The organism is Methylosinus sp. LW3 (genome assembly GCF_000527115.1).
Lineage (GTDB): Bacteria > Pseudomonadota > Alphaproteobacteria > Rhizobiales > Beijerinckiaceae > Methylosinus.
This window is the reverse complement of sequence record NZ_AZUO01000001.1, coordinates 2,114,923-2,128,598: the sequence shown is the minus strand read 5'-3', so window position 1 is coordinate 2,128,598 and position 13,676 is coordinate 2,114,923. Positions and strand designations below refer to the sequence as shown.

Genomic DNA, 13,676 nt, shown 5'->3' with positions numbered 1-13,676 from the left:
AAGCCGCTGGCGACCCCGGTAGGATTCGAACCTACGACCTACTGCTTCGAAGGCAGTTGCTCTATCCAGCTGAGCTACGGAGTCGGCGCTCGCAAATTAGCATGTTCGGCCGGCGACGTCTCGGGCGCTGTGGTCGTTGCGCCCTTCCCGCCGCCAATGATCCGGCGGCCGTCGACCGCAATACTTGCTTCCTTGGCGACCCCGGCTGGATTCGAACCAGCGACCTACCGCTTAGAAGGCGGTTGCTCTATCCGGCTGAGCTACGGGGCCGTGGCGGAGGCTGCGGCAGTCAGTGCGTCCACTGGCCGACGCGCTGCGTCTTGAAATTATCGGCGTAGGAAATGATGCGGCGCGAAGGAGCGCCGGGCTTGGGCTCCTCGACGCGATAGACGAGCGCCTTGCGCTCGGCATAGGCGATCGCCTCCTCCTTGGTGCCGAAGCGCAGCCTGATCTGAGCCTTTGCGTCCGACGTGCCGGTCCACCCCATCAGCGGATCGAGCTCGCGCGGGGTCTCGTTCTCATATTCGAGGACCCAGGGCTTGGCCGGTCCGGGACCGGATTGCGTCGCGCTGGGGGACGGGCGGTGAATGCGTGCGGTCATATCGGCCTCGGCAAGAGCCGGCTCGCGAGCCGGCCGGAAACGAAAAATCGGCGCTGTGGCGGGGCTCCGCGCCAATGGTCGGGGCAGCAGGATTCGAACCTGCGACCTGAAGTACCCAAAACTTCCGCGCTACCAGGCTGCGCCATACCCCGTCTCGCGTATAGGCCGCGGAGCCCATTTCCGCCGAACGCCTCGCTAGCACGAGGGCGCGTCGCTCACAAGCGCGAGCGAGCGCGCCGACCGTGCTACCTCGCGAAAATCGGATGTTTGACCGTGTCGCCGACCGCGATCGACAGGCGCTGCGCCGCGCCGGCGGCCAGCTCGATGACCGCGAGCGCCGGCCCGCCGGAGGAGATCACGCGCTCCGAATAGGGCTCCGCGGCGAGCGCCAGGGAGACGACCTTTCCGGCGCGCGAGACGAAGACCATGTCGAGCGAGAGCGGCGTGTTCTTCATCCACATTGCGACCGGCCGCTCCTCGTGGAAATCGAACAGCATGCCGCCGTCCGCGGGGAGCGAGGCGCGGAACATCAGGCCTTTCTCGCGCTGGTCGGGCGTGCGCGCCACCTCGACGCGCAGCCGATGCGCGCCGGAGGCGGTGACGATCTCTATCGGCTCTATGGCCATTTTGACCGCGGGCGGCGGCGAGGATCCCGGCTCCTTCGCATGGCCGGGAACGGCCGCGCAAAAGAGAAGGACGAAAAACGCGGCTATGACGCCGAAAACGCTCCGCGACACCTCACCAGACATGCTCACCCTCGCCGCATCCAGGCCGCCGAGCGCATCGAGACACCGTCGAAACGCCAGCGCTTCGACGGTCATTCTGCCATTGCGGTCGGGAAATAAAAAGCGGCCCGGAAACGCGCCTGTCGCTCGGCCTCTAATGAGAGGCCGGCAGCGCCGATTCGAGCGGCCGCACTTCGGTCGCCATGAGGCCCTTGGGGCCGTCGCCATAGCGCACCAGAACACTGTCCCCGGGCTTCAGCTCGGCGAGTCCATAGCGGCGCACCGTCTCCATGTGCAGGAAGATATCGTCGGTGCCCTCGCCGCGGGTCAGGAAGCCGAAGCCTTTCACCCGGTTGAACCATTTGACTATGGCGATCTCATAGCCGCTCGACGGCGTCACTTGGACATGGGTGCGGACGGCGCCGTTCTGCGAAGGATGAACGGCCGTCGACTCGTCCATGCCGACGACGCGAAACACCTGCATGCCCTTCACGCGCTTCTGCGCCTCGCAGACGACGCGCGCGCCCTCATAGGCGGACTGGAATCCGGAACGACGTAGGATGGTCACATGCAAGAGAATATCTGCGCCGCCATCATCGGGAACGACAAATCCGTATCCCTTCGAAACGTCGAACCACTTGATGGTTCCGGACACTTCGACGAGATCGAGTCCGGCTTCACCATTTTCGACATTGATGGTCGACGCGCTCAACTCATTCTGGAATGAAATTTTTGCGCCCAACAGACCAACTCCCCCTGCCGATTCGGAACGAATGCGCTCCGCTCGCCTTCGAAGACTCGAATCGCGACGCTCGCCCGTGAATCACTGTGGTTAAGATATCATCGCCACGCTTTCCTCCAACCGACTTTTTTGTTTCGTGCGCCTTCGCTGTGGATACAAAGCCCGAAAATGCTTGGCGTTCCGCGACCTCGGCGCAGGTTACGCGAAATACCGTACGAGCGTCGCCAATGCGCGATCACGGCTCTTTGGGGCTCCTCGCGCGCATGTTTCGGCTTCGATCTTCGCCATCAAAGCGGCGTGATTGGGCGCCAGAGCGGCTTTCGGCCGCATTTGCGAGCGGCTCGGCCCCTCAGGGCGCGCGCGGCGCTGGACAGAGCGGCGCGAAACAATATGCTCGTCCATATGTTGCGGCCGTCGCGAAGCCGCGACATAGTGCGTCGCCGCCCGATGGTGGCGCAGCCGACGAGCCGCAATTCCCGCGAGAAGATCGCACGCAGCCCTTGAAAGCACGGACTTCGAACGAATGAGCTTCATCACACCGCGAGACGATCGTGAATTGGCGCAACGTGACGGCGCCCCGAATTTCGATCTCGCCTCTCTCTATGCCGAGCGGGAGAACGAGCGTTTCGCATTGCACTCGCAGCATCTCAACGAGATGTGGGTGCGCGTGCTGAAGACCATAGGCTATGACGTCGGATTCGTGCGCGGCGTCGGCCAATATCTCTACGACCGCAAGGGCGCGCGCTATCTCGACCTGCTGAGCGGCTGGGGCGTGTTCGCGATCGGCCGCAATCATCCCGCGCTGCGTGAGGCGTTGATGAGCGTGCTCGGCGCCGAGCTTCCCAATCTCGTGCAGCTCGACGTGTCGGTCCCCGCCGCGCTGCTCGCCGAACGGCTGCTCGGCTTCGCGCCTTATATGGAGAAAGTTTTTTTCGCCAATTCCGGCACGGAGGCGGTCGAGGCGGCGATCAAGTTTTCGCGCGCGGCGACGGGCCGTGCGGGGGTTCTCCATTGCGCGCATTCCTTCCACGGCCTCACTTATGGCGCGTTGTCGCTCAATGGCGACGAGATTTTCAAGAAGGGCTTCGGCCCGCTGCTCCCCGATACGCGTGAGATTCCCTTCGACGATCTCGCCGCGCTCGAGGAGGCGCTGCGCCATCGCGACGTCGCGGCCTTCTTCGTCGAGCCCATTCAGGGCAAGGGCGTGAACATGCCTGCGCAGGATTATCTCGCGCAGGCTGCGGCGCTCTGCCGCAAATACGGAACCTTGCTCGTCGCCGACGAGATTCAGACCGGCCTCGGCCGCACGGGAAAATTTTTCGCCGTGGAGCATTATGGCGTCGAGCCCGATCTCCTGCTCGTCGCCAAGGCGCTGTCGGGCGGCCATGTGCCGGTCGGCGCGGTGCTGACGCGCAAATGGATCTTCGACAAAATGTTCGACCGCATGGATCGCGCGGTCGTGCATGGCTCCACCTTCGGCAAGAACGATCTCGCAATGGCCGCCGGCCTCGCGACTCTCGAGGTCATGGCGAGCGAGAAGCTCGTCGAGAATTCCGCCGCCAAGGGCGAGCGTCTGCTCGCAGCCTTCCGCGTCATGGCCGAGCGCTACGAGCTCGTCGCCGATGTGCGCGGCAAAGGCTTGATGATCGGAATCGAGTTCGGCGAGCCGCGCTCGCTGAAGCTGAAAGCCGCATGGAACCTGCTGGAGACCGTCAACTCCGGCCTGTTCTGCCAGCTCATCAGCATACCTTTGTTCGAGCAGCACAAGGTGCTGACGCAGGTCGCCGGCCATGGCAATCACACGATCAAGCTGCTGCCGCCGCTCACCATCGATGATTTCGATTGCGATTGGATCGAGCGCTCCTTCGACAAGGTCATCGCCGACGCGCATCACGCTCCGGGGGCGGTGTGGTCGCTCGGCAAGACGCTCGCGAGCCATGCGCTGAAAGCCAAGCTCGGCTGACACGCCAAGGTTAATGAATTGGGAACGCGCCTTGCTCCGATGAGGCGCGCGACGGGAAGCCGCGCCGATTTGAGACGTCGGCGCATATTTCCATCCTGTCGCGCTCCGCTTCGAGACGAAAGGCGTCGATTATGCGTATCAGTGCGACGATTCTGTCTGCGGCCATGCTGGCCGCGCTCGCGGGCGTTCCCGCGTCCTCCTACGCCGGCGCGCGCGGACCGGTCGTCATTCGCGGGCTCGGCCCCAATGATTTCGCGCCGCGGGCGACCGCGAATTTTCAGCCGTTCCATCCCGCCGCTCGTCCGGCGCGCCATTGGCGCGAGGAGGAGCCGAGCTATGCCCGCGACGCCATCGCGCCCCGTCGCTATCGCGTCGCGGCGGAAGAAGCGACGTCATGGCGGCAGCCGATCCGTTATCGCGCCAGCGAAACAGCTCCCGTCCCCTATGCGGAGCCGGCCGATTATTCGCACGAGGATTACGCCCGCGCGGCCGTCGCGCCGCCGCGCTATCGTGTTCCAACGGAAGATGTGACGCAAGGGCGGCAGCCCATTCGCCATCGCGCCAGCGAAGCAGCTTCCATCCCTTATGCCGAGCCGGCCTATTATCCGCATGAGGGTTACGCAGGCGCGGCAATTGCGCCGCAGCGCTATCGCGTGGCCACGGAAGAGGCGGCGCAATGGCGGCGGCCAATTCGCTATCGCAGTGAAACTGCTGCCGCTCCCTATGTTGGGCAGGCCTATTATTCACACGCCGGCAATCCCTATGATCGCGCCTATCGGCCCGGCGCCTATACCGCGGTCGATCCTATTCCGCAGCGCTCGCCGCCCGTCTATGGCTATTTTCTCGACGAAGGCCCCTTCCCTACGCGATGAACTGATCGGCGCCAGAGCAGCGCGACTCGAAACCGACGCATTCGTCGGCTTGAATGTCGTGCAACTGCTCGTGAGGGAATCGCCATGCTCATGCTGACTCGGCGCGCCTTTCTCAGAGGCGCGATAGCGGGGGCGGCTTCCGCTTTCGCGGGAGCGGCCTACGCCTTCGGCTATGAGCCGCTGATGGAGCCGCGCGTCGCCCGCTATCACATTGCGCCGCGCGTCTGGCCGAAGGGTTTCGCGCTCGAGATCGCGGCGCTCTCGGATCTGCACGCCTGCGACCCGTGGATGTCGCTCGAGCGCATAGACGCGATCGTCGATCGCATGAATGCGCTGCGGCCGGACGTCATCGTGCTGCTCGGCGACTATGTCGCCGGATTGCATCGTTTCGCGACGCCGATTCCGGCGCCGCAATGGGCGCGCGCTCTGTCCCGCCTATCGGCTCCGCTCGGCGTCCATGCGATCCTCGGCAATCACGACATGTGGGACGACGAGACCGCGCAGCATCGCGGCCGCCACGAGACGATCGCGCGAGCGGCGCTCGAGGCCAATGGCATTCCGGTCTATGAGAATGCGGCCGTGTGTCTGACCCGCGGCGCGCGCCCCTTCTGGCTCGCAGGTCTGGCCGACCAATTCGCGATACCGACCGGTCGGCGCCGATGGAATGGGCTGGACGATCTGCCGGGGACGCTCGCCGAGGTCACGACCGACGATCCGGTGATCCTATTGGCGCATGAGCCCGACATTTTTCCGCGCGTGCCCGAGCGCGTCGCGCTGACGCTCTGCGGACATACGCATGGCGGCCAGGTGCGCCTCTTCGGCTGGGCGCCCATCGTGCCGTCCTTCTATGGCAATCGCTATGTCCATGGACATATCGTCGAGGACGACAAGCATCTCGTCGTCTCCGGCGGATTGGGATGCACGGCGCTTCCGGTGCGCTTCGGCGCGCCCCCGGAAGTCCTTCACATTCGGGTCGAGGCGCCGGCGGCGTGACGCGCGCCGGCGGCCGCCTCACTCGCCGGCCGCTTTCAGCTTCTCGCCGCTCTGGCTGCGCGCCAGAAGCTCGGTGAGCGCGCGGCGATATTCGACCGGCATCACCTTGCGGAACTTCGGCTTATAGCTCTCCCAATCGTCGAGGATCGCGCGCGCGCGCGTCGAGCCCGTGTAGCGCAGATGATTGGAGATGAGATGCTTCAGACGCTCGGCGTCGAAGCGCGTCATATCGGTCATCACATCGACGCGGCCATGCTGCTCTAGGTCGCCGCTCTGATGATAGGCCTGCGTCATCGCGGTCTCCTCGTCGCGCACCGGCTCGAGATCGACCATCGACAGATTGCAGCGCTCGGCGAAGCCGCCGTCCTCATCCAGCACATAGGCCACGCCGCCCGACATGCCGGCCGCGAAATTGCGGCCCGTCGGGCCGAGCACGACGACGACGCCGCCGGTCATATATTCGCAGCCATGGTCGCCGACGCCCTCGACGACCGCATAGGCGCCGGAGTTGCGCACGGCGAAACGCTCGCCCGCGACGCCGCGCAGATAGGCCTCGCCGCCCACGGCGCCATAGAGCACGGTGTTGCCGACGATGATCGACTTCTCCGGCACGATCTGCTTGGCCTCGCGCGAGGGATAGACGATGACCTTGCCGCCCGAGAGTCCCTTGCCGACATAGTCGTTCGCCTCGCCCTCGAGACGCAGCGTCACGCCGCGCGCGAGAAAGGCGCCGAAGCTCTGCCCCGCCGTGCCGGCGGCGCGAATATCGATCGTGTCCTCCGGCAGGCCGGTGAGGCCATAGACGCGTGCGACCTCGCCTGACAGCATGGCGCCGGTCGAGCGATCGACATTGCGGATCGCCGTCTCGATGGAGGTCTTCGCGCCGCGGTCGATCGAGGCGCGCGCCGCCTCGATGAGCTTGTTGTCGAGAACCTTGTCGAGGCCGTGATCCTGCGTGAGGCTGTGACGGATCGCGGCGCCCTCGCCCGCCGGCTTGTGGAACAGCTTGGAGAAATCGAGTCCCTTCGCCTTCCAATGGGCGAGCGCCTTCTCCTTGTCGAGCATCTGCATCTGGCCGATCAGCTCGTCGAAGCGGCGATAGCCCATTTGCGCCATCAGCTCGCGAACCTCTTCGGCGACGAAGAAGAAGAAGTTGATGACATGCTCGGGCTGGCCGACGAAGCGCTTGCGCAGCACAGGGTCCTGCGTCGCGACGCCCACGGGGCAAGTGTTGAGATGGCATTTGCGCATCATCACGCAGCCTGCCGCGATCAGCGGCGCGGTCGCGAAGCCGAACTCGTCCGCGCCGAGCAGCGCGCCGACGATGACGTCGCGGCCCGTGCGCAGGCCGCCGTCGACCTGCACGGCGATGCGCGCGCGCAGATTGTTCAGCACCAAGGTCTGATGCGTCTCGGCGAGGCCGATCTCCCACGGGCTACCCGCGTGCTTGATGGAGGTGAGCGGCGAGGCGCCCGTGCCGCCGTCATAGCCGGAGATCGTCACATGATCGGCGCGGCCCTTGGAGACTCCGGCGGCGACCGTGCCGACGCCGACCTCGGAGACGAGCTTCACCGACACATCGGCGCGCGGATTCACATTCTTCAAATCGAAGATCAGCTGCGCCAAATCCTCGATCGAATAAATGTCGTGATGCGGCGGCGGCGAGATGAGGCCGACGCCCGGCGTCGAATGGCGCACTTTGGCGATCACCGCATCGACCTTGTCGCCCGGCAATTGTCCGCCTTCGCCGGGCTTCGCGCCCTGCGCCATCTTGATCTGGATCATGTCGGAGTTGACGAGATATTCCGCCGTCACGCCGAAACGCCCAGAGGCCACCTGCTTGATCGCCGAGCGCGCGCTGTCGCCATTGGGCAGCGGCTTGAAGCGCTCCGGCTCCTCGCCGCCCTCGCCCGTGTTGGACTTGCCGCCGATGCGGTTCATCGCAATGGCGAGAGTCGTGTGCGCCTCGCGCGAGATGGAGCCGAAGGACATGGCGCCGGTGGAGAAGCGCTTGACGAGTTCGCTCGCCGGCTCGACCTCGTCGAGCGGCACGGGCGCGCGTCCATCTTCCTCCGCCGTCTTGACGCGGAACAGACCGCGCAGATTGAGCAGCTTGTCGTCCTGCTCGTTCAAATGCTGCGCGAAGGCGCGATATTTGTCCTGCGCATTGGCGCGCACGGCGTGCTGCAGCAGCGACACCGTATGCGGCGTCCAGCTATGCGCCTCACCGCGAATGCGGAAAGCGTAATCGCCGCCGACGTCCAGCGCGTCGCGATAGATGGCCACATCGCCGAAAGCGTCCTTGTGACGGCGCACCGTCTCGGCCGCGATCTCGTCGAGGCCGACGCCCTCGACGCGCGTTGTCGTGCCGCGGAAGAATTCGTCGATGAAGCTCTGCGCGAGGCCGACGGCGTCGAAAATCTGCCCGCCGCAATAGGACTGATAGGTCGAGATGCCCATTTTGGACATGACCTTCAGCAGGCCCTTGTCGACCGCCTTGATGAAACGCTTGATCGCCGTCTGCCCATCGACGTCGGAGGGGAATTCCTCGGTCGAAGCCTCGAGCGTCTCGAAGGCGAGATAGGGGTTGATCGCCTCCGCGCCATAGCCCGCGAGCAGCGCGAAATGATGCACCTCGCGCGCTTCGCCCGTCTCGACGACGAGGCCGACCGAGGTGCGCAGGCCGCGACGAATGAGATGATGATGCACGGCCGCCGTGGCCAGCAGCGCCGGAATCGGAATGCGATCCGGCCCCACCATGCGGTCGGAGAGGATGATGATGTTATAGCCTCCGTTCACCGCCTTCTCGGCGCGCTCGCCGAGCCGGTTCAGCGCCTCGCGCAGGCCGGCGGCGCCGGTCGCGGCGTCATAGGTGATGTCCAGCGTCTTGGTGTCGAAGCTGTCTTCGATATGGCCGATACAGCGGATCTTCTCGAGGTCCTCATTGGTGAGGATGGGCTGACGCACCTCGAGCCGCTTGCGCTTCGCCGAACCCTCGTGATCGAGAATATTCGGGCGCGGGCCGATGAAGGAGACGAGGCTCATCACCAATTCCTCGCGGATCGGATCGATCGGCGGATTGGTGACCTGCGCGAAGTTCTGCTTGAAATAGGTGTAGATCAGCTTGGGCTTGTCGGAGAGCGCCGAGATCGGCGTATCCGTGCCCATGGAGCCGACCGCCTCCTGGCCGGTGACGGCCATGGGGAAGAGCAGCAGATCGAGCTCCTCCTGCGAATAGCCGAAGGCCTGCTGACGATTGAGCAATGACACATCGGCGCGTGAGGCGCGCGGCTCGACGGGCTTCAGATCCTCGAGCACGATCTGCGTGCGCTCGAGCCATTGCTTATAGGGATGCGAGGAGGCGAGCTCCTTCTTGATCTCGTCGTCGGAGACGATGCGTCCCTGCTCGAGATCGACGAGCAGCATCTTGCCCGGCTGCAGGCGCCACTTCTGCACGATCTTGTCTTGGGGGATCGGCAGCACGCCCATCTCCGACGCCATGACGACGAGTCCGTCCTCGGTCACGAGATAGCGCGCCGGACGCAGGCCGTTGCGGTCCAGCGTCGCGCCGATCTGGCGGCCGTCCGTGAAGGCCATGGCGGCGGGACCGTCCCAGGGCTCCATCAGCGCGGCGTGATATTCATAAAAGGCCTTACGGTCGCCATCCATCAGCGGATTGCCGGACCAAGCCTCGGGGATCAGCATCATCACCGCATGAGCGAGCGAATAGCCGCCCTGCACGAGAAACTCGAGCGCATTGTCGAAACAGGCGGTGTCCGACTGGCCCTCATAGGAGATCGGCCACAGCTTCTCTATGTCGTTGCCGAATAGCGGCGAGGCGACGGAAGCCTGCCGCGCGGCCATCCAGTTGAGATTGCCGCGCAGCGTGTTGATCTCGCCATTATGCGCGACGAAGCGGTAAGGGTGCGCGAGGCGCCAGGACGGGAAAGTGTTCGTCGCGAAGCGCTGATGCACGAGCGCGATGGCGCTGATGAAGCGCGGGTCTTTCAGATCGAGGAAATATTCGCCGAGCTGCGAGACCAGCACCATGCCCTTGTAGACGATGGTCTGCGAGGACACTGAAACCGAATAATGCTCGCGAGCCGCCGGCCCACGCGCGTAAATCTCGTTGGAGGCGGTCTTGCGCGCGAGATAGAGGCGGCGCTCGAAATCGACATCGTCGGTCACTAAGGGGCCGCGGCCGATGAAGACCTGCCCATGCACCGGCTCGACCGCCTTCACCGCCTCGCCGAGATCGCTCGAATCGACCGGCGTGTCGCGCCAGCCGAGCACGACGAGGTCCTGGCTCGCGGCGGCGGCTTCGATGAATTCCTTCGCCTTGGCGCGCTCCGCCTCGTCGCGCGAGAGGAAGAATTGGCCGATGGCGTAATGGCCGGGCTCCGGCAGGGCGAAGCCGAGCTTGGCGCATTCTTCCGCGAAGAACTGGTGCGGGATCTGCACGAGAATGCCGCAGCCGTCGCCGAGCTTGGGGTCCGCGCCCACGGCGCCGCGATGATCGAGATTGAGCAGGATCTGCAGACCCATCTCGACGATCTCGTGGCTCTTGGCGTTGTGCAGATTGGCGACGAAGCCGACGCCGCAGGAATCATGCTCTTTGGACGGATCGTAGAGGCCCTGAGCCTGCGGCAGGAGGGGGTCTCTGGCGTCGATCGCGGTCATGGCGGCGTCTCCCGGGCGAGTCCGGAGGCGGCTCGGCCCGATCGCCGCGCCCGCGTCCCCGTCCTCTGTCGTCGAAATCATAGCTTCGCTCGCAGGGTCGCGCGAGCGTCATTGGCGCAGAATGGTCAGCATGGCTGACATATCGGCGGGAAATATTGTTGCCAGATTTGCGTCCCTCGCACAAGCAATCTGCCGCTACAAAACCGAATTCCTGGCGCATTCCACCGCCGGCGCGCGCCGGCTGCGTCCAAAGCTCGCCGCAATGGTCGCCCAAGCTCGGCAATCGAGACGGGGCCAGACGACCAGATGGATGTGGAGCGGTTCATGACGCTATCGAGACTGCGGCCGAAGCTCTTGCTCGCGATCGCGAGCCTCGCGCCGATGGCGGCGCCGACGCCGGCCGCGGCGGATTTCTTCTTTCGCCCCTTCGGCTACGCCTTTCACCAGCCGATTCCGGAGCCCGCGCCCAACGCTACGCCGCAAGCGATCGCCGGGATTTTGAGCGAGGAGGGATTTCGCCTCGTCGGCGGGCTCGGCCGACGCGGCGATCAGGTGGTGGCGACAGGCGTGGACCGCCGCAGCCATTATCGGCGCTTTCTGATCGACCCCTATGAGGGCGAGATTTTGCGCTCCTGGCGCATTGGGCCGGAGGGCGGGCCGGGCTTCGTCGAAGCGCCGCCCGCCGCCTATCGTGGCGGGCCTGGGCCGGAGTCCTATGACGGGCCTCGAGCCAGCGCCGCGGAAGATCCTCTGGTCGTGCCCGGCCTCGGCGGCGAGCCGCGTCGCCCCGCGCCGCAATCGGCCGCTCCCGCTCGTCGCGCGGAGACGCCGGCGCGCGCCCATGCCGCCATCAGGCAGGAGAACGCCGAGACGCAGCGCCCGCCCCATTCGCCGCCCTCCGAGGCGACCAAGCCGCCGGCGCGCGCCGCCGCTCCGCAAGACAGGCCGACGGCTCCCAAGCCCGCCGCCGCGAAGCCGGCCGAGCGCAAGGCGCCGGCGCAACAGCACTCTGGTCCGACCCCGCCGCAAGGCGCGGCCTCGGCGCCCGCGTCCGCTCCTTCTCCTTCTCCTTCTCCTTCTCCTTCTCCTTCTCCTGCCGCCGCCCCTGCCCAGCCGATCCAAGCCGCTCCCGAGCCGCCGCATGCGGCCGCTCCGGAACCCGCCGCCGTCGGCCATCAGCAGGCGGCGCCGGCGCCACAGACCATCGTTCCAGCGACGCCCGCCACGCCGACGCCCGCCGCTGCGGCTCCCGCCAATCCGGTCTCGGCGGAGCAATCCAAGGCGCCGCCCGCGGGCGAGCCGCCCAAGCCGACGCCCGGCGGCTGAGCGAAAAAAGAGGCGTCCCTCGCGGGACGCCTCGATTTTTTTTGCCGAGGAGGGATGCGGCCTGAGATCAGGCGGCTTTGGCGTCGATCGTCTGCGCCGGAACGCCGCCGCCGATCTCGATGCGGCGCGGCTTCTGCGCCTCGGGAATCTGGCGGACCAGATCGACATGCAGCAAGCCATTGGCGAGGGTCGCCCCAGTCACGACGACATGATCGGCGAGCTGGAAGCGGCGCTCGAAGGCGCGCGCGGCGATGCCTTGATGCAGCATCTCGCGCTTGACGCCGCCGGTCTCGGGCTGCGGGTCTTTCGCGCCCTTGATGGTCAGCGTGTTCTCGCGCGTCTCGATGGAGAAATCCTCACGCGCAAAGCCGGCCACGGCCAAGGTCACGCGATAGTCGTTCTCGCCGGTGCGCTCGATATTATAAGGCGGATAGGTCGGAGCCGCCTCCGCGCCCGGACCCTGGTCGAGCAGGGAGAAGAGACGATCGAAGCCGACGGTCGAGCGATAGAGGGGGGAAAGATCGAAGGGACGCATGTCATTGTCCTCCTAGAAGCGACAGTGGAAGCGCGATCGGGATGTTCGTCCCCGCTCGCGCCGGGGATGAAAGCGCGTCCGCTACGGCCCGCGCTGAATTCCATGTGGGAGCGCTTTTTGCGACCTGCAAGAGGCGCCGGCGCGGGTGTCGCAATTTTGTGACAGGCCCCGACTTTTCGCCGCGAGCGCGACGATCGCATTGACCGCGGAAATTTCCGGGCGCTAGTTTCGCGCATGGCGAAGCTGAGGTCACGGCGCTGGTCGGACGTCTCCACGGCGAGGCGCGCGCTCGTCTCGGCGCTGGCGCTTTGCCTTTTCGCGCTGCAGGCCCTCGTCGCCGCCTCGCTGGTCCGAGCGCATGATGCGCCTTTGGCGGGCGGCGTCTCGGCCTCCGCCTATTGCGAGCCGCACAGAGACGGCGCGCCGCCGGCGGAGCGCGATCATGCGCCCTGCTGCATTCTCTGCGTCGCCAGCCGCGATCTGCCGAGCCTCGCCGAGCCACCGTCCGCGGAGCCGACCCTCGCGCCGGTCGCTTTCGCCTTCGTCGCCTATGCCTCGACAGCGCCGCCGCAGCGCGGACCCGCCGGCTGGGCCAGCTCCTGGTCGTCCCGCGCCCCTCCCCTCGCCTGATCGCGCGGCGCGCCGCGATCGCGGCCGCCGTTTCGATACGCCGATCGACGCACCGGACGCCCCCGCGCCCGGGCGACGCTGCGACGGATGGCGCCGATGCCCAACACGAGATTTTCGATTTTGCGCGAGCTCTTCGCGCGCACGCAACGCGATCTGACGCGCCTGCTGACGCGGCGGGTCGGTCCCGATCACGCGCCGGACATCGTGCAGGAGGCGTTTCTGCGCGTCATGCATCGCGACATGACCGAAGAAATATCCGATCCGCCGGCCTATCTGCGCCGCACCGCCGTCAATCTGGCGATGGATTTTTCGCGCCGGCGCAAGCTCGAGAGCAAGCTCTTCGTCGCCGATCCGGAGAGCTGTGACGCGCCCTCGGACGAGCCCTCCGCCGACGAGACTCTGGAAGCGGACCGCCGCGCGCGGATTCTTACCGCGGCGATCGAGACGCTGCCGCCCAAATGCCGCGAGGTCTTCGTCCTGCGCATGCATCACGACGTCCCGCAGGACGAGATCGCGCGGCGTCTCGGCATTTCCCGCAATATGGTGGACCGGCATTTGCGCATCGCCATAAAGCGCTGCCGAAGCGCGGTGCAGTAGAAAAATTCCCGG

11 protein-coding genes and 3 tRNA genes are annotated in these 13,676 nt (G+C 65.9%); 6 read left to right on the top strand and 8 right to left on the bottom strand.

Annotated features, from left to right (window positions below):
* Positions 1 to 7: 7 nt before the first annotated feature.
* The 6 genes from METLW3_RS0110830 to METLW3_RS0110805 all read right to left on the bottom strand — a co-directional run bounded on the left by METLW3_RS0110830 (position 8) and on the right by METLW3_RS0110805 (position 2,038).
* Positions 8 to 84: transfer RNA gene (locus METLW3_RS0110830), tRNA-Arg, on the bottom strand.
* Positions 85 to 193: 109 nt separating this feature from the next.
* Positions 194 to 270, bottom strand: a tRNA-Arg gene (locus METLW3_RS0110825).
* 19 nt (positions 271 to 289) lie between these two features.
* Positions 290 to 601, bottom strand: a complete 312-nt coding sequence (locus METLW3_RS0110820; protein ID WP_024879930.1) for an ETC complex I subunit — start codon at positions 599 to 601, stop codon at positions 290 to 292.
* 75 nt (positions 602 to 676) lie between these two features.
* Positions 677 to 753, bottom strand: a tRNA-Pro gene (locus METLW3_RS0110815).
* Positions 754 to 846: 93 nt separating this feature from the next.
* Positions 847 to 1,422 (bottom strand): DUF192 domain-containing protein, encoded by a 576-nt coding sequence (locus tag METLW3_RS0110810; protein ID WP_245267308.1) that lies wholly within the window; start codon positions 1,420 to 1,422, stop codon positions 847 to 849.
* 58 nt (positions 1,423 to 1,480) lie between these two features.
* Positions 1,481 to 2,038, bottom strand: a complete 558-nt coding sequence (locus METLW3_RS0110805; RefSeq protein ID WP_036287755.1) for a cold-shock protein — start codon at positions 2,036 to 2,038, stop codon at positions 1,481 to 1,483.
* A gap of 553 nt (positions 2,039 to 2,591) precedes the next feature.
* Between METLW3_RS0110805 and METLW3_RS0110795 the strand changes: the two genes are divergently transcribed.
* The 3 genes from METLW3_RS0110795 to METLW3_RS0110780 all read left to right on the top strand — a co-directional run bounded on the left by METLW3_RS0110795 (position 2,592) and on the right by METLW3_RS0110780 (position 5,896).
* Positions 2,592 to 4,031: an aspartate aminotransferase family protein gene (locus METLW3_RS0110795; RefSeq protein ID WP_024879926.1), complete on the top strand. Its 1,440-nt coding sequence runs from the start codon at positions 2,592 to 2,594 to the stop codon at positions 4,029 to 4,031.
* A gap of 131 nt (positions 4,032 to 4,162) precedes the next feature.
* Positions 4,163 to 4,903: a hypothetical protein gene (locus METLW3_RS0110785; RefSeq protein ID WP_036308827.1), complete on the top strand. Its 741-nt coding sequence runs from the start codon at positions 4,163 to 4,165 to the stop codon at positions 4,901 to 4,903.
* A 90-nt stretch (positions 4,904 to 4,993) separates the two neighbouring features.
* The gene (locus METLW3_RS0110780; protein WP_024879924.1) at positions 4,994 to 5,896 is read left to right on the top strand and encodes a metallophosphoesterase; all 903 of its coding nucleotides are present in this window, start codon (positions 4,994 to 4,996) and stop codon (positions 5,894 to 5,896) included.
* Positions 5,897 to 5,914: 18 nt separating this feature from the next.
* Here METLW3_RS0110780 and gltB read toward each other — a convergent pair whose 3' ends face one another.
* Positions 5,915 to 10,576 (bottom strand): glutamate synthase large subunit, encoded by a 4,662-nt coding sequence (gene gltB / locus METLW3_RS0110775; RefSeq protein ID WP_024879923.1) that lies wholly within the window; start codon positions 10,574 to 10,576, stop codon positions 5,915 to 5,917.
* Positions 10,577 to 10,900: 324 nt separating this feature from the next.
* Here gltB and METLW3_RS0110770 point away from each other — a divergent pair, with 324 nt between their 5' ends.
* Positions 10,901 to 11,902: a hypothetical protein gene (locus METLW3_RS0110770; RefSeq protein ID WP_157516553.1), complete on the top strand. Its 1,002-nt coding sequence runs from the start codon at positions 10,901 to 10,903 to the stop codon at positions 11,900 to 11,902.
* A 67-nt stretch (positions 11,903 to 11,969) separates the two neighbouring features.
* Here METLW3_RS0110770 and METLW3_RS0110765 read toward each other — a convergent pair whose 3' ends face one another.
* Positions 11,970 to 12,437 (bottom strand): Hsp20 family protein, encoded by a 468-nt coding sequence (locus METLW3_RS0110765; RefSeq protein ID WP_024879921.1) that lies wholly within the window; start codon positions 12,435 to 12,437, stop codon positions 11,970 to 11,972.
* 234 nt (positions 12,438 to 12,671) lie between these two features.
* On the opposite strand from METLW3_RS0110765, the gene METLW3_RS0110760 reads away from it, so the two are divergent.
* Together METLW3_RS0110760 and METLW3_RS0110755 are read left to right on the top strand one after the other, a co-directional pair.
* On the top strand, positions 12,672 to 13,067 hold the full coding sequence (locus METLW3_RS0110760; protein ID WP_024879920.1) for a hypothetical protein: 396 nt from the start codon (positions 12,672 to 12,674) through the stop codon (positions 13,065 to 13,067).
* 96 nt (positions 13,068 to 13,163) lie between these two features.
* Positions 13,164 to 13,664: an RNA polymerase sigma factor gene (locus METLW3_RS0110755; protein WP_024879919.1), complete on the top strand. Its 501-nt coding sequence runs from the start codon at positions 13,164 to 13,166 to the stop codon at positions 13,662 to 13,664.
* Positions 13,665 to 13,676 lie beyond the last annotated feature (12 nt).